Source organism: Paenibacillus sp. FSL W8-0187, from assembly GCF_037969755.1.
Taxonomy (GTDB): domain Bacteria; phylum Bacillota; class Bacilli; order Paenibacillales; family Paenibacillaceae; genus Paenibacillus_AQ.
The window spans coordinates 7,238,244-7,256,411 of the sequence record NZ_CP150206.1 but is presented as its reverse complement, the minus strand read 5'-3'; the positions used below and the strand labels follow the sequence as shown (position 1 = coordinate 7,256,411).

Annotated in this window: 6 protein-coding genes; 2 read left to right on the top strand and 4 right to left on the bottom strand. The window is 47.6% G+C overall.

Annotated elements, in window-relative coordinates; genetic code table 11:
* Positions 1-162 precede the first annotated feature (162 nt).
* Positions 163-3,300, top strand: a complete 3,138-nt coding sequence (locus MKY48_RS32895) for an ATP-binding protein (protein WP_339268979.1) — start codon at positions 163-165, stop codon at positions 3,298-3,300.
* 108 nt (positions 3,301-3,408) lie between these two features.
* On the opposite strand, the gene MKY48_RS32890 is transcribed toward MKY48_RS32895, so the two are convergent.
* The gene (locus MKY48_RS32890; RefSeq protein WP_339268978.1) at positions 3,409-5,202 is read right to left on the bottom strand and encodes a hybrid sensor histidine kinase/response regulator transcription factor; all 1,794 of its coding nucleotides are present in this window, start codon (positions 5,200-5,202) and stop codon (positions 3,409-3,411) included.
* Between the two features lie 291 nt (positions 5,203-5,493).
* Here MKY48_RS32890 and MKY48_RS32885 point away from each other — a divergent pair, with 291 nt between their 5' ends.
* A complete protein-coding gene (locus tag MKY48_RS32885; RefSeq protein WP_339292046.1) occupies positions 5,494-7,653 on the top strand; it encodes a serine hydrolase domain-containing protein in 2,160 nt (719 codons plus the stop codon).
* A gap of 210 nt (positions 7,654-7,863) precedes the next feature.
* On the opposite strand, the gene MKY48_RS32880 is transcribed toward MKY48_RS32885, so the two are convergent.
* The 3 genes from MKY48_RS32880 to MKY48_RS32870 all read right to left on the bottom strand — a co-directional run bounded on the left by MKY48_RS32880 (position 7,864) and on the right by MKY48_RS32870 (position 17,670).
* The gene (locus tag MKY48_RS32880) at positions 7,864-11,274 is read right to left on the bottom strand and encodes an S-layer homology domain-containing protein (protein WP_339292045.1); all 3,411 of its coding nucleotides are present in this window, start codon (positions 11,272-11,274) and stop codon (positions 7,864-7,866) included.
* 271 nt (positions 11,275-11,545) lie between these two features.
* Positions 11,546-13,051 (bottom strand): dienelactone hydrolase family protein, encoded by a 1,506-nt coding sequence (locus MKY48_RS32875; protein WP_339292044.1) that lies wholly within the window; start codon positions 13,049-13,051, stop codon positions 11,546-11,548.
* A gap of 206 nt (positions 13,052-13,257) precedes the next feature.
* Positions 13,258-17,670 carry an isopeptide-forming domain-containing fimbrial protein gene (locus tag MKY48_RS32870; RefSeq protein WP_339292043.1) on the bottom strand — a complete coding sequence of 1,471 codons (4,413 nt, stop codon included), beginning with the start codon at positions 17,668-17,670 and terminating at the stop codon, positions 13,258-13,260.
* Positions 17,671-18,168: the final 498 nt, after the last annotated feature.

Below are 18,168 nucleotides of genomic sequence, written 5' to 3'. Positions count from 1 at the left end.
GCAAGGCTGCTGAGATTGACCATCTTGGTCGATATATAATGAAGCAACGCAAACAACCATTGATGGCATTGAAGTCGTCAATGGTTGTTCTTTCATATCTATTTGGAACCGTAAATGATGGAGCAGTGCCTATATTAGAATGGATTAGGAGAGGAATACTTCTTGGCAAACGACTCACCAAAATACCAAATGAAAAAGAGTCATATGATCTTGTTAATAGGGATATTGTTAGTCATTCTATCGAGCCTGCGCATGTTGTGGATGGAATTGTTGCCTCATCAAGAGCAGGTGTCCATTACGAATGGGCAATTGGATTTGCGTGATTGGAATGCTGAAAATGGCGGCATTCTCTTGCTTGATGGTCAGTGGGAGTTTTATCCCTCGCACTGGTTGCTGGATGATAGCGGGCAGGATGTATCAGGGGAGCTGGAGCCCAGACTGATTTCGGTTCCGGGAGGATGGAATGAGGCTCTGCATGGTGAAGAGTCAACTTCCTATGGATTTGGGACCTATCGACTGCGTATTCTTGTAAATCCGGAGAACGACATGAATTATAGTATTCGTGTATCCAACGTGCGTACTTCATCCGAAGTATACGTAAATGGCCGGTTGCTTGCCAAATCCGGTCGGGTAGCGGAAACGAAGGATGAATATACGGCGAAGAACCTGCCTTATTCTGCAAGCTTTACGGCAGACGACAACGGCGTCATCGAAATGGTGATTCAGGCGGCAAATTATGTGGATAGTCGGAGCGGCGGCATTGCCAGGTCCATTAAATTCGGTTCGGAAGCAGCCATTGGGAAAGAAATGAAACTCTCCGTTTCCATGCAGACGCTGGGAGCTATCCTATTTTTGATGCATTCGGTTTATGCGCTTATTTTATTTTTACTGGGAAATAGGGAAAAGAGGCTGCTTTATTTTTCTTTGCTGACCTTGTGCGTAACCCTTTCGAGTGTATTGAGTACGGATGAGAAGTTGTTCCATCAATTATTCTACATCGGCAGCGATTGGGATTTTCGGCTGTCCAATGCGGCGTTCATGATTGGATGCTATGCGTTGCTGGAATGTACCACTCATCGCGAACTCCCTTATTGGAGCAGGGTTTATCCTGTTTATAATGTGATGATTATTGGGACTGCCGGCTTGACCTTGTTCTTGGCTCCACCTCAGGTGATCATGCTCTTCCCAGTTTATTTTCTATTGGGCTTTACCACAGCAATCATCACGATCATTGCCATCGTAAAAAAGGTAATCAGGGGTATCAAAGACCATCTGTTACTACTTTTCTCCATGCTTGCGCTGGTCCATCATTTCCTTTGGGCGCTAATCTTGAGGGAAAGCGCTTTGAGCGTTGCCCATTATCCGTTTGATCTGATTTTTTCGATGGGATGCTTGGCCGCCGTATGGTTTAAGGGGTATTTCAACATGCATGCTAACACCAAGGAGATTGCCGCAACCTTGCAAAGAGTGAATGACCATAAAGATCAATTTTTGGCGAATACGTCTCATGAATTTAAAAATCCGCTTCATAGCATCCTTAACATGTCACAGTCCGTTTTGAACAGGGAAGGACATTTGTTACAGGATCGAAGTGTCAAGGAGCTCGAAACGGTACTATCCGTAGGACGTCGGCTAACACTTATATTAAATGATTTGATTGATGTGATGAGTCTGCGGGAAGGCAACCCACGTTTGCAGAAAAAAGTCATATCGATTCAGCCGATCATAACGGGAGTCATTGATATGCTGCAATTTAATGCAGAGGTGAAGTCTGTCAACATTGTAAATCAAATTCCTGAGGATTTTCCACCGGTCATTGCGGATGAGAACCGGGTGATTCAAATCGTTTTCAATTTGCTTCATAATGCCGTGAAGTATACGAATGAAGGTATCATTTCAATTCAGGCTCTGGCAGAGGACGGAAGAGCGTATGTTGTTATTGCTGATACCGGGATCGGCATGGATGAGGACATGCTGAAACGCTTATTCCTTCCGTACGAGCAAGCCAGGGCGAGTGAGACCATGATTGAAGGCGGCTTTGGGTTAGGCTTAAGTATAAGCAAGCAGCTCATTGAACTTCATCAAGGTACGTTAGAGGTGTCCTCTGTTTTAGGAGAAGGCTCGAAATTTACATTTTCGTTAAAGCTAGCGGGTTTGAATGCAGAGGAGGAAGAAGATGTTGCCGACTCATTCGAACCCATAACATTACAGGCAGTGTCGACTCAGGAAACAGCCTCAATTGTTCTGGAAAAAGAGGACATTCCGTCAGCGGAAAAACAAACAACCTTTATTGCAATGAATCGTGATCGTCCGCTCTTATTAATTGTGGATGATGATCCTGTTAATCTGCAAGTGCTCGAAGCCATACTCCAGCCTGACGATTATGATGTAACGATGGCAACGAGCGGTAAGGAAGCATTGGCTATGCTGGACACGAAGGAATGGGATCTGGTCATCACCGATATTATGATGCCGCAGATGTCGGGATATGAGCTGACACGAAGAATTCGAGAGCGGTATACACTTACCGAGCTCCCAGTGCTGCTCCTTACCGCAAGAAGCCAGCCGAAGGATATCCAAAGCGGTTTTGTCGCAGGAGCAAACGATTATGTGACAAAGCCGGTGGAAGCATTAGAAATCAGATCGCGGATTGAAGCGCTGACGACGATTAAACAAACGGTACGAGAACAATTGCGATTGGAGGCGGCATGGCTGCAAGCGCAAATCCAACCTCATTTCTTATTCAATGCATTAAGCGCCGTAACCGCTCTAAGTGACATTAATTTGGACAAGATGCGTCATTTGCTTGATGAGTTCAGCAATTTTTTGAGGTATAAATTTAGATTCCAAGATACGGATGGACTTGTTTCGATCAAAGAGGAGTTAAGTCTAGTGCGCTCGTATCTATACATCGAAAAGGTCCGGTTTGATGAGCGGCTACAGGTCGTTTGGGAGGTGGATGACTGCGAAGAGTTAAAAGTCCCTTTCCTCTCGATCCAGCCTTTGGTTGAAAATGCCATAAGACATGGCATTATGAAGCGCACTCGCGGAGGGGAAATACATATTCGAATTTCTGTCCATGACACGCTTACAGAGATAACGGTTCAAGACAATGGGATCGGAATGGACGAAGTTCAATTGCAACGGATATTGGAAAGGAAAGCAGACCGTAGCTCAGGAGTCGGCCTGATCAATACGCATCAGCGCTTAAAGCGGCACTTCGGAACAGGGCTCCAAATAAAAAGCACATTAGGTAAGGGGACCAAGGTAACTTTTTACGTGCTCAGCGAAACGAAGTAAATGCATTTTTATATGCTAAAAAAAGCCGCAGCATTGAAGGTATTGAAGCTGCGGCTTTTTTTTCGTTACCGGGGTTTCTGCACCGGTGAACTTTATCTCAAATAGTGCCTACACGATATTCTCGGATCGCGCCATTTGTATGGCTTCTTCCCGGTTGTTGACACCTAGCTTGGAGTAGAGAATCGAGCAGTAGTTGCGGATCGTACCCTCCGATAAAAATAGCTTGGCGGCGATCGACTTGTAGCGCAGTCCGCTCGATAGATTCTCCAGAATCTCCATCTCGCGTTTCGTAAGCCCGTACGGGTAGTTTTCCTGACTTGAGCCGATTCGTTCCAGCTGCTCACGTTGACGCTTCATCTCTTCGAATACTTGTGCGGCGACCGATTGGTCGATCCAGGTTCCTCCGTTATAAATAAGTTTCAAGGCCTCCTTCATTTCCCGCGGATGAATCGACTTCAGGATGTAGCCTTCCGCCCCGTGCTCCAATGCAGTTGCTGCCTGCAAGGAATCCTCAAACGTTGTCATGAGCACAACCTTCATATTAGGCCATCGCTGTTTCATCTCAAGTAAAGCTTCAAGTCCGCCCATTCCCTGCATTCGAATATCCATTAACACGATATCCGGTTGGGTTCGCTCACAATGCTCCAATGCTTCCCGTCCGTCCCCAGCCTTACCCACGACGATAAACTCGGCATGCTGTTCCAAATTATGCTTTAAGCTGTCCGTGATGATCGCCTGGTCATCAACGATCAGCAGGCGGATCGTGTCATGTACAGGCTCTGTCTGCAGCGGAATATTACATATGACGATAGTTCCTTGCCCAGACCCGGAATGGACGGACAGCGTGCCGTTAAATAATTCAAGGCGTTCCTTCATCCCATGGAGCCCAAATCCGAATTGGATGTTATCCATTCCAATGCCGTTATCTTCGATCTGTAATCGAAGCTGCTGACTATCGAAATGCAGCTGAACGGTTATCACGCTCGCCTGGCCGTGCCGAACGGCGTTGGTTAGAGACTCTTGAAGGCAGCGATATAGACTAAAGTTTATTTTTTGTATAACGAGAGTCTCACTTCCGATCACACGGAAATGGACGGTTATGCCTGTCGATTTCATAAACGAATCGCTTAACTGCCAAAGCGATTCACTTAACGAATGGCTTAACGTGGTATGAGAGAGCTTGTGTAGATGCTTTCGGATATCCTCCAGACTGTGCTGTGCGATACCGACAAGCGAATCAATTCTCTCGATTTGCGAATCCGGTACGGATGATCGGAGTGATTCAACGCCGACGATGAGCGACGTAAGCGAATGGCCGATTGTGTCATGCAGCTCATGTGACAGCCGGCTGCGCTCCTCCATCAGCGTAAGCTCCTCGATCCGCTTAATATGCTGCTCCAGCAGCAGCTTCTGTTCTTGAATAATTCGGGATTGCTTATGGGACTGAATTAATATATTAAACGCGAAGCCGATGGCAAATCCAAGGCTGCAGTTAACGATAAACTCGTACGGGAGGCGATCAGCAATCCAACCGTTCAAGATCGGGAATATGATTCCACAGAGGATTCCTGTCCACACAGAGCTTTTTCGACTGCTCGTCAAGCTGATAATCATCACGAATAGAACGAAAGACCATAACAATTCCGGCGCTGCGTAGGCTAAATAGAGATGGAACAAGCCCGCTGTTGCGACTTCGACTGCAAGATACCGTTCTTCTTTTTTGTAGCGTACCGTTAGCGGAATGAGGTAAACGGCTAAAGCAAGCGAAAGTACAGCCCCAACCGGCGCATCGATCAATGACGGATTGACAAAAGCAGTGCTTACGATAATAACCAGCCACAGCGTTCGTAGGGCCACAAGTAACCCATCATACCAGAACCATTTTTTCATTATGGAGAACACGGATTATGCACACCTGCTTGTATATATTTGCAAACCAATTTCCAAATAATTCAGACCTATCATGCACCATAACATCTCGATCAGTCAAGCAATGGAGGAGGTTGATAGAACTTGGCTGCAGCCAGCACGTCACATGAACCGTTGACACTTTGTCATACGGGATATGTGACAGGTCCAAGTATGGTGTCATCCAAAGCTTGGCGGTTTTATCACTGTCCGATTTAACAACTTCGGAGGTAGGGTGAAGGAGTAAAGCAACACAACATTCCAAAATCATAGGAGCGATGCATTATGAAATCATTCACCACGCAAAAAGGAGCTGCGCTAACTTTAACTGCCATGTTGGCGGGTACACTGGTATTCCCCGCTTATGGAACTGTACATGCGGCAGTTAAGACACCAACCCAACAAGCAATCGATAAAGCTGCCAATGCCGACCATATTCCGGGCGTTATTGTTACCGTAAAGAAAGGAACGGCGAGCTGGTCTTATGCCTCCGGTGAAGCGAATATCGAAAGGAACCATAAGGTGGACGCCGACTCTGCTTTCCGGATTGGAAGTACAACGAAGACGTTTGTTGCTACGGTTGCCTTGCAGCTTGCTGGCGAAAAGAAGCTAAGCCTTGATGATACGGTGGAGAAATGGCTTCCGGGACTTCTACACGGCAATGGGTATGACGGAAGTAAGATTAAGATTCGCCAATTGTTGAATCATACAAGCGGACTTCCAGACTATTTGACTCCCGAGCTCAGGACTCAATTACTCGCAAATCCAGGCGAGAATTATACAGCCGAACAGTTAATTGATCTGGCCTTGAAGCAAAAGCCCGTAACAGGCTGGTCATATTCAAATACGAATACGGTTATTATGGGGCTCATTATCCAGAAGGTCACCGGGGAAACGTATACGGAGCAGATTAAGAAAAGAATTATTGAACCGCTTCAACTTAAAGAAACGTTCCTCCCCGGCAGTTCGGCGGATATTCCGAAAAAAAATGCTCGCGGCTACCTGGACACGGGAGATAAATTAGTAGATATTACGCTACTTAACCCATCGTTTACTAATGCCGCCGGGGAGATGATCTCGACAGGGGAAGATATGACGACGTTTTTCCGTGCCTTACTTGGCGGCAAGCTGTTGACACCGGAGATGAAGAAGGAGATGCTGACCAGCACAGCCGATTCTCCATTTGGGCCGTATGGACTTGGCATACATCAAACAAAGCTGCCTAACGGCACTGGCGTATGGGGACATGGCGGAGGTATTCCTGGATTTACCAACTTTGCTGGCGGAACGGAAGACGGTGAACATGTGATCTCGATTAATATTAATGTACTGGGAGACGTGGAGAAACATATCAACAATATTTTAGCGTCGGAATTCGCAGTAGAAGCCAAAAAAGAACTCACGGAAAAGGAAAAGAAAAGTAAACATAGGGAGGATGTCAAACGCGTCATGGACGAAGTGGTAACAAGTAAACGCGTCCCAAGTGTCGTGGCTGGTGGGCTGCAGGATGGGCAACGCTGGTCCTACGCTACAGGTACAGCCAGTTACGAAGTACCAAGCCGGGTAGAACCGGATTTTTCCTTCCGTATTGGAAGCATCACGAAGACGTTCACCGCTGCCGTTGTATTGCAGTTGGCTGAGGAGAAACAATTAAATTTGGATGATTCGGTAGAACAATGGCTACCGGGGGTCGTAAAGGGTAACGGGTATGACGGCAACCAAATTACGATTCGTCAGTTGTTGAACCATACAAGCGGAATTGCGAGCTATACAGATGATGATATGCGAGACATGACTTTGCCTCAAAATCCATTCCGTTATTATTCCGTTAACGAACTCCTCCACTTGGCACTTGCAAAGCCGCCTGTATATGCGCCAGGGAAAGGCTGGAACTATTCCAACACTAATACATTGCTAGCCGGTCAAATTATTCAGAAGGTCACCGGGGATACCTATGCGGAGCAGATCAGGAAACGGTTCATCGAACCGCTCGGGCTGACGGAGACATTCGTCATGGAAAACAGCTCCTATATTCCAGGTAAGCATGCCAGAGGATATAATATGGACAGATCGGGTCATATGTATGATTTGACTGAAATGAATCAATCATGGGCAAATGCTGCCGGTGACATGGTTTCAACAGTCAAGGATCTGACCACTTTCTTCAGTGCGCTGTTGGGCGGCGAGCTTCTGAATCAAGAGATGATGGACCAGATGTTCACGGCAGTAGATTCACCTATCGGTAAATTCGGCCTAGGGATTTATGAAGGAAAAACATCGGACGGGCAATCCTATTGGGGACATGCTGGCGGAACTTTCGGATTTGAGACGAGAGCCTTCGGACCTGTAGGAGGAAAGCATATTTTAGTAACAGCCATCAACTCGGTAGCCCCGGAAGTCGCGGAGGCTCACAATAAAATACTCGATAAGGAGTTTGGCCGTTAAGTTAAAAGCCGACATCGCGCCCATTATGGACCGGTGTCGGCTTTTGCCGTGTTGCCGTCTATTCATGGATTCGGGGATGCATGAAATGTGTCCCTTATAGTCAACGATGTTACGAGCTTCGCATATCAGATTATCGAAGGGAAAATGACCCGCAAGCGATCACTTTTTCCAAAAGTGCCTCATGCGGGTCATTGACTCATACTTATTGATTTAATCGATTAAATGGGTAACTTGCAGCAGACGCTGCATCAAGGCTACCGTTTCAGCCCGCGTCATCGTGGATTTCGGAGTTAATCCCTTATCTCCACTTCCTTGAACAATATCTGCTGACAGTAAGGTTGCTACGGAAGGTCGGGCCCATCTTGCTACTTGGGACGCATCTTCATACCCTGCAAGCAGTCTGCTAATTTCTGTTTCGCTAATTGCATGGCCTGGCTTGATCAATTGATAACCTCGGGCGATCATCGCCATTCCTTCTTCTCTTGTAATCGTCTGGTTACCACGGAACGCGCCGTCGTTATAACCGAGTACGATGCCGAATTCACTGGCAATCGAGATTGCATTGCGGTACCAGGCGGTTGCCGTAACGTCGTCAAATGTTGTTTTTGGCTCTTCCTGACGCATCAGTCCAAGACCCAATACAACAATCTCGGCAAATTCAGCCCGAGTTACATTTCGATTCGGAGCGAACGTATTGCCACCATTCCCTTGCAGGTCAAGGCGGGCAGAGATGTTGTTCACTTCCGTTTGAGCCCAGTGAGTTCTCACATCATCGAAATCCTGCGGATTCCAGATAACCGAGTACGAACCACTGCTGCGCAGATCATGAATCTGCGCGTAGTAACGATCCCCGATCTTCGTAACTACAGTAGGCAGATGATATACCGATCCATCCGGATTGACCACAACGCCTGTCGTAATTCGATTCGGATCGATGCCTTCCGGCAGAGCGATATATTTTGGAGCGTATCCGTTCAATTGTCCGGATTTTACAGTCTGACCATTTCGGCTAAAAGTCATTTCCAGGTCGACCGGATCAACCAGCAACTGGTAGCCTGCCGATGTTGCTTTGTTCTTGGCATTGTTTCTCAAAGTCTCCGAGGAGCGTTTAATGTCGATATGAACGGCGATATCGTTGAGCGCCGCATTTCCCAGCTGTCCGGACACTGCATTCAAGTCCAATTGCTTACTAGGGACCGGATAGATAGCTAACGGATTCCCGATGTCAAGGCTTGCTCCCTTATCAGCTAACAAACGAATGTCCGCAGCCGTTAAACCATCAACCTGCATATCTCCATCATTCGGAGATTGAATGGACAGCTTCTGACCTGTTCCATTCGATAATATGTCTCCGAGCTTATCTCTGTTTACCTGTACAGAAGTTTGCTTGTTACCTTCAGATGTGGTTGTCTTCCCTGTGGCAAACCCACCGTCGTTACCGTTCACGGACGTGTTCACACCAGGGTCCGCTGGGGGTGGAGTAGTCGCAGGCGGCGTAGAAGGAGGTGTAGAAGGTGTTGTACTGCCTCCGCCGTTGCCTCCATTATTATTATTGTCATTGGACCCTCTGGTGATGGTCAGCGTATATTCCGTCACATTTCCCTGGGAATCCGTTACCTTCACAACAATCGTATTGGTGCCAAATGCTAACGGCAATTCATCACTTGCAGAGCCGTTAGGAATTCCTTGCCATGCTCCGCCATTAAGCGAGATTTCGATTGTGGCGTTCGGATCATATGTCGCCAGCGTTACGGTTGTATTGTATACATCATGGGTCACGGAAGCCTGATAATTGGTTACTGCCCCGTTAAAAGCTGGAGAGATCGCAATCGGTGTTCCATCTCCACGCTTTAGTTCAAGGCCCGACAGCTGTGATTCGTCTGTTGCGTCTACCACAACGTTCTTGGTGTCCGTGGACACTTTGCCGTTTTTCTCTGCCGTTACATTGACTGTGTATCTACCGTCCGTTAAATCAGCGGACGGAGTGAAGCTCCAATTTCCATTGCTGTCTACGTCCACTTCGCGGGTCTCAACTACCTTACCGCTCTCATCTGTCAATTCAACGATGACCGTTGCATCCTTGTCAGCGACACCTTTAAACTCCGGTTTGGTCACATTGACTTTTTCACCGCTTGGTTCAGTAATCTGTACATTCGGTTTTGTGGTATCTACCGTCACATTTTTCTTGTCCGTGCTTGTCTTGCCGTCCTTTTCAGCAGTCACTTCAACCACATAGTCGCCATCAGGGAGTTCTTGGTCAAGTGCAAAACTCCATGTACCATCCGGATTCACTTTGACCTGAGGAGTACCGATAAGGTTGCCGGCTTTATCATAAACAGCTGCGGTGACGGTTGCATCTATAGTGGCTTTGCCCTCAAACTCAGGCTTGGCTACATATACCGTATCGCCGCTCGGCTCCGTGATTGTAACCCGGGGCTTCAGCTGCTCTTGCGCATCTTTCAGCGCTTCCAGGGCTGCGTCTACCTCGTCTTGGGTTTTACTTTGATTTTTAAGGACCGTATTGGCAGCTTCCAAAGCCTTTTCAAATTCACGCCATTCGGTCTCAGCATAGTCCTCTTCTTTTAATTGATCGGCTACCGCTTTTGCTTTTGTCAGCTCGGTAACATTCACAAAAGAAAGGGTCTTCTCGGCACTGATAACAACATTGTTGTCGTCTGGCATGCCGCCGTACTCTACAATGTATCCAGTTACTGAAGGATTGGTTGGAGAGTAATCGTTCCATTTACCAGCTTTATTTCCGGGTCCAAAAATATGGGCGACGAATTCTGTTCCACTATGGTCATTTGGCTCGCCAGCATCCCAGTTGGTATACAAAAGGTCTTTTCCGCTGCCTGTATAACCTTGATAGAATTTCATGCCTTGTCCGCCATTCTCCAAGCCTTCCGGCCCCGTTACCCAGCGCCAGTCACCATTTTTTTTAGGTGTGCTTGCATCCCGCTCAATATCTTTTGCACCAAGCCAACCGATACCTAATGTTTTTTCCTTTACAAAGGTATTTTCTTGATCGTTGGTTATAGTGACCAAATACCCTTCCCGTCCAAAATATTCGCTGCTCTCGGCATCAGCCTTTGCCACATCCCAAGTAATTGACGCTTTTTTATCAACATATTTATAAAAATGTCCGTTAGCTTCATAAGGAAGAGCATCACCGAGCGTAAACTGAATCGTTCTTGCTGTTGTCACGCTGGAGGTTGTCGAAAAGGTAACGCTAGACAATACCTTTTTATAGTCTTCAACCGAAGCTGCACCCTTTAATGTAAGGATACCATTGGTAGAATTGTAGTTACCTGTTATACCGCTTGATGGAGAAACCTCCAATTTATCCCCAGCTACAAAATTTTCAATAACCACTGTAGCGGCATTCAAGTTTTTCGTGTAGACGGATTCTTGAACCGTAACTGCTGAATCTACAATAACCGGGGGAGTGGTTGTCCCGTCAATCAGATCATAACTGGTGTTACCGTTAGATGTGGTGATTAAAGCCTCCTGTGGTTCAGCAGCACTCACTACATTCGGAGCTAATCCTGCTGGTAAACCACCAATGACCAGGATACTGCTCAGGAATAACGCTGCCTGTTTTTTCTTGAAAAGCTTGATCAAATTTCCCATCCTCTCTGTTCTGATCTCTAACCTATTAAAGGAATTAATAGTCTTTACTCGGTTGTTATTTCTCCTCAATATGGTAGGGTTCAATTTGATGGAATTGTATCACGCAAATCTCTACAAGAACTCTACATTGGCTGTTGTATTTTGCATGAATTGCTCACATAAATGAAAATTCGGACGAATGATGGGAGGGGAAGGCGGTTGTTTAAAAGCTAAACCCATAAAGAAACGCCCTCCGTTATACGAAGAGCGTTTCTCTTTCCGTTTATTCTCCTTGATAAACCGAGTTCGGATACTTCACTTCCGGGAAGTCCACATTAGGACCGGCCAGGAGCTTACTCTCGGTTCCGCGTAAATGCTGGTTAAAAAACTCCAAAAGATAACGATTGACGATTTCTGCCCCCCTTGCTCCATTAATGCTTCCTGTCATGCCGGTTAGTCCGATGAGCGGAGAGTACAGCTGAAGATCAGTGAAGTTATAATGTCCCGTTCCTTTGATATAAATGGTCCGTCCTTGTCCTTGTTGCGATAGGCGGTCCATCAGCTTCAGCTCCAATTCCCGATTCGCCAGAATGTTGTCGAATTGTTCACGTGTTAACCGGAGCTCCTTGAGCTCGGCATCCGTGGCTGGGGTTTTGCGGTACTTCGCCTGCTTCTCGTTTATATTTGTAAACTCTTCCGTTTTCATGAACATAAACGGTTTCTGCATGGCATCCCGGTTCTCCGTTATGAACAATGTACCGTCCATATTCACGCCGGCTTTGATTCGCGGGTTGGAATAAACGGCTTCAAAAGCTGCTGCCCCACCGAAGGAATGACCCATCATGCCGATGTTGTCCATATCCAGCATTCCCTTGAATTTGCTGGCGATGGCACCGGAATGCAGCTTCTCCAACTGATCCACAATAAATGCTGTATCCTTGTTCCATACATCTAAAATGGCGCGGCTGTCCTCAAATAATCGCTCCTGAGACTGCTCCGTAAGGAATCCGGTCATGCGCCCGTCCGGAAATGCGGTCATAACGGTACTGTAAGTATGATCGACGGCGAATACGATATAGCCGTGGCTGGCAAGATGTTCAGCCTGCGACGTATGCAAAATTCTGCCGACCCCCATGCCATGTGAGAGCAGCACTACCGGATACGGATTGTCCGCAGGATGCAAATTGGCATGGATAGATGCATTGGCCCGGCTGTATTTCCAGTAGTCTAGGGCAGGAGCGGGAAGGCCCAGATATCCGGAATAAGCTTGCATATAGGCTTGGAAGAGCCCTCTGTCCTTAGGGAACACCGCATTTTTCTCGGCGCTCCGGCCAGATTCCGCAGCGGGATACCATACCTGAACGATAAGCTCTCGCTTGTCGCCTTTTTGTTCGGTAAATGATTCTTCCCGGTCGGAATCGATAAAATGGAACGTTTCCGTCCCTACACTGAACTCACCTGAGGGCTTAGGTAAATGAAAGACGGGCAGCAGCACCGATAAGGCAACCGATACGCCCAGCAAAACAACGGATAGGGCCAATATCGTGTAACGCAGCGGATTCCCCACTTTTCTGCGTCTGAATAAGACGAAGGCGAGGAGCAAAGCGGCGACGCTATAGGCCGGAATCATCTGCCACCTATACTCCTCAAACAACAGTTGCGCGCCTAACAGCAAACCGCAAACGATGCCGGCTATAGCCCCTGTCTTACGGTTGATTGCGTTACGGAACACTAGGACCATCAGTACTAAAACGGAGGATGCCACCAACAATATTTCCAATAATCTCATACGTTCTCTCCCTTGATTCTCCCAATTCCTTCTATCGTAACGGATCAAGGTTAAAACAAATGGGCAGTTCCGTTTAAAAATCGTTTAAATAAAATATGGGATAGTCATTCGAGTAGAGGGAGAACGTTTCATACTAATTTAAGGGAATTCCCTCAATATAACAGCTGCCCCCCAAGAGGTTCACTTGGGGGGCAGCTGTTGTTATGCTATACTTTTCTTCTTCTCAACAAAAGTAATCCTGCAAGCAGGATGATGCATCCCGCTAACATGTAGCTATACATATTTGTAGCCGTATTCGGTAATTTATTTCCTTCAGGCTCATTCGTTGCCTGATCTCCAGATTGAGCCGGGTCTTGTGGAGCCGCATCCGATTCGCCTAATGTTGAATCGTTATGATCGTCTGGTGTTTGTGCCCCGGTGTTCGAATCCCCGTTGGAATCTTCATCCGAGTCTTCGTTCGAATTTCCGTTCGGGTCTTCATTCGAATCTCCGTCGGAATCTCCCGTTCCACCCGGGTTCGTATTGTTATCGCCCTCATCGTCCGAAACTACGATGGCATCCGACGGCTTCTCTGGTCTTGCCACGTTATCTCCCGTGACTTCACCGATGTTTTCGATCATTTTACCGGCTTGTCCCGCCTTGACGGTTGCCTTGAACTCGATCGTATGCCATTCGGTATCTGTAATCCGTCCGAAGTTCCCGCTGACTTTGCCGCCAACATATTGGCCTTTGTCTCCATCTGCGTTATCGGTGACGGAGACACCGTCCACCTTCAGGCTGCCTGCTACATACGCCAGCCCTTCCGGAAGGATGTCAGCAATTACGAGGTTTGATACATGGCTGCCGGAAATGGTATTCCGTGCGGAAATCGTATACTCCATCGTATCGCCGACCGCGATGCTTCTGCCATTGGTATCCTTCGACGTCTTCCGTGACTCGATGACTGGGGAAGGCGGAGTCGGTGGTGTTACAGGTGGTGTGACTGGTGGATCTGGATCTACCGGTGGATTCACTGGAGGCGTGACCGGCGGATCGACAGGTGGGTCCACCGGCGGAGTTCCACCGTTCTCAACCACAATCTCATCCGTTGGCCTGCTCGGCTGATCGATGTTATCCCCGGTAATCTCTCCCGTATTTCGGATCGACTCTCCGGCGTTTGCTACGATCTTCGCCCGGAACTCTAGCGTATGCCATTTCGTATCCCATACATCTCCAACGTGACCAACGACCTGACCGGAAGCATATTGGCCTTTGTCGCTATCCTTGTCATCGGTGACGGAAACGCCGTCTACCTTCAAGCTGCCCGGAATATATTCCAAGCCTGCCGGCAGCGTATCGGAGATGACCAGGTTGGCCATATACGTATCGCCTATTACCGTTCTTGTCCGTATCGAATAGATAGCGGTATCGCCGACTTCAAACGTATCCTTGCCCGCTTCGAGGTTCGTTGCGGACTTCTCCGAAACGATGACCGGTTTGCGCGGATAGACCTTAATTTCTTCTTCCGGCGTGCTCGGAACTTGGATATTGTCACCGCTGACCGATGCAATATTTCGTATGTCTTCGCCGGCTTGTCCGGTTTGGATAACGGCATTAAATTCAAGCTTATGCCAATCCATATCCCGGATGTCGCCAAATCCGCCGTAAACGGCGCCGGTTACGTAATGGCCGTTATCGTCGCCTTCATTATCGGTGACGGAAGTGCCGTCTACCTTTAAAGTTCCCGGTACGTATTCCAGCCCTTCCGGCAAGGTATCCGTAATCTTCAAATTCGATATATATGTGTCGCTTGTCACCGTTCTCGTCTGAATCGTGTAGGCAACCGTATCACCGACCTCGAACGTGGCCTTGCCAGCTTCGAGGTTCGTTGCGAACTTCTCTGATTCCAGAACCGGATGGCGTGGGTAGACCTGAACGACTTCCTCGGCTTGGCTCGGCGTGTTGACATTCTCGCCGCCAGCGACAGCGATGTTGCGGATATTTTTTCCGGCTTGTCCAGACTCGATAATCGCATCGAATTCAAGCGTGTGCCAAGCCGTATCCGTGATATCCCCCAATAGGCCGATTACCTGGCCATCGGTATAAAGACCGCCGTCAGCATCTCCTGCGGCATCCGTTACTGAAGAGCCGTCTACCTTCAAGCTGCCCGACACATATTGAAGCCCAGCCGGTATATCGTCTGAGATAACAAGACTGCTGACGAAGCTGTTATCGACCGTGTTCCGTGCCTGAATGGTGTACCGAAGCGTATCGCCGACTTCAGGATGGTCAGGGTCCGTGTTTCCGGCAGCCTTGGTTTGAAGGACGGCCGTTTTGTTGGACTCCAGAACAGGCGGATTGAAACGGACCGGTGTTGTGGTTTCGTTCGATTCCTTGTTTTCCGTATCGCCTGTTAGTAAGTTGTTATAGCTAATTTGTGCCTTGTTATTAATTTGCTGATTGGCGGAGCTCGCTAAAACCTTAACTTTAAATTGCACGGTCACGCCATTTGCCAATTGGCTCTTATTCGCGAGGTTTCCTAATTGAATGCTGACCTTGCTACCGTCGAAGTAACCTTCATCGGTATCGTCTGCATCCGTCAGGTCCTTAGTGGCCGAGCCTTGAATTAATTTCATGGAACCCGGAACGTATTCCGTGCTTTCCGGAATCAGATCCGTCACGCTTGCATCGGCGGCAATGTCTCCGCCTTCGTTCTTGATCTGAATCTCATAGGTTACTTCATCACCGGCATTGACTTCCTGCGGAGATGCAGTCTTGTTGGCCGTCACGCATGGCGTCGTTCCAAGGAAGATGTCATCGATGAAGTTGCCTGCTCCTATGTTTCCGCCAGCTGTACTAACGGCTTCAAAACCGAAGCGGGTTACCGTTTGTCCTGCCGGGACCGTGTAAGTGCCCGTATAGGTTCCCCAAGCGGTGTTTCCATCCGTGATTTGTTGTTGAACTTTGGTATCGTAAGGGTTAGCCGTTGCCGCACCGATGCGAAGCTGCATGGTGTCGACCCCGTACCGCCCCATATGGGATAAACGCCAATAGATGGTTTGTCCAGGCGTTGTCTTCACATCCTGGTACAGCATACCATTGTCAAAAGCATTTAATTCTGCCCACTTCCCCCCATCAGGTGGGGCTGGCCAGCTCTTGACATTTGAAGGAGCATTCCGTGCCCAATCCCATATCTCAATGACTGGATAACCGTTAGCATCATCCGTCGTCTTCCAGCCGGGCACTTCGGATTCATAATAGTAGAGTCCCGACCCATTAACAGCAGTTCCTTTGACAGCGCCTTCTTCAAAGCTGCCGTTAATCATGGCTACTGGAGCAGGACACACAGCTGGAGGAATTGACCCCGACGTAACCGTCGATACGACCTCATTGGATTTAACGGTTCCCGTCTCATTTGAAGACACGGTGGCCGTATTCGTGATCTTGGTGCCGGCAATCGCATCATCTTTTGCCTTCACCTGAAACGTCACAATGGCAGCCTCGTCCTCTCCAACAAATAAGGAACCATCTATGGCCGACCTGCCAGGAGACTTAACGAGCATCCCTTCATTGGCAAACAAAGGGCTCGTTCCGTTTAGATCCGCGACCTCTTCGGCATTCAACGTCGTGCTGTCCGGAATATACTCCGTACCCTCTGGGAGCACATCCTTCAATACGGTGCCGCTTGCGGAGACATTTCCGTTATTCGTCACTTTCAGCGTGTACGAAAAGGATTGCCCCGGATTGATCTCACTGCTTTTATCTGAACCGTCGATCGATTTTTCAACATTCAGCTTCGGTGCATATGTAGGATATGCTCCTGAAGCAAGATCCCAAAGCATATTAATTCCCGGGACCTGCCCCACCAAAGTCAGTAAATTGTTTTCCGGATTGCCTACATACAAAGTTCCGTAAGCATCCGAAATCAGTAATTTTCCATCCGACAGCATACTGATACCGCTTCCCCATGTAATGGGGTTGGAACCGTCCGCCAGTTGGAATTTACCAAGGACCTGATTCTCCGACGTTTCAGGATTCATTCTGACAAAGGCTTCGTCGCCGGCTCGAATATAATAGATAGATCCTTCCTGATCATATACGAGATCACGTATATCTGTATCTAAACTTGTAAGCGTAGATATATTCAATGTATTCAAATCCAGATTCCGAATCTCACGTTCGGTTACTCCCGAGACGGTTCTCTGAACATTGAACGTGAATTTCGTACCGTCAGGGCTTACTCCTCCAGCACCGACTACTATCCACCCGTTGTTCGTTGCGGCCAGGATACTCGTTCCATCGGGCATAATTTTATGGATTTCTCCGGTACTGGGCTTAAGACCATAAAAAACACCGTTTTTTCTATCCAAACCTATCCCGTCAAAAATGCCATTGATGGTGATGGATCCTGTTGGGTTACCCGATGGCGATTGTCCATCAAACTGATAAATGAACAGAGAGTTGTTACTATCTCTGACCGTCGCATAGGAGTCGGTATCATTGATGGTTATTCCTCCTGCAGCCTGAACCGGTATTGTCAAACCAGGCTGTAACCCGCCAAGGATAACCAAAAAGACGGAAAATTGAATGAAAAACTGTTTAAGTATGTTCTTTCTTGCTGCCGAGCGGATAGAATGCAATTTTGTCTCCCTCCAATCGTTATGTTTCGAATCACCGGAGCTTTAGTGCGATATGCTCATCTCCTGTTTCCGGCACCACTCCTTTTATCTCCAAATTTATACAATTTCCCGTCAAGTATAAGCTAGCAACCATTTATCGACAATATTCCCGGAGTACCATATATAACCAGCAAAAAATGGACGTTTGGCCCATACTTTATTCGACAAAAAACTACAAAGATGTCATGCTAAAACAGGCTGTCTTTATAGGTAGTTGGTCTCCGGACGGTTTCAATTGATAACGTTGGAATTACTTTGCCAGTGGGGGGCAGTGGTTGGTCTCAGCCTAAACCTAATATAGGCTCAGGTGAAGCAAATCCATAGAACAGAGGGGTGGATTACCACTAGGGGGATACATTACTTTTGGCTTATTATGTTGGAGAAGTATAGCCTTCAGCTGGATTTTAAGAATAAGAAACAGTAAGATATCATTGTAAAAATATAGTTAATCCAAAGAAC

Coding starts and splice junctions, on each gene's coding strand:
- MKY48_RS32885 (WP_339292046.1), top strand. CDS start 5,494: ATGAAATCATTCACCACGCAAAAAGGAGCTGCGCTAACTTTAACTGCC.
- MKY48_RS32875 (WP_339292044.1), bottom strand. CDS start 13,051: ATGAGATTATTGGAAATATTGTTGGTGGCATCCTCCGTTTTAGTACTG.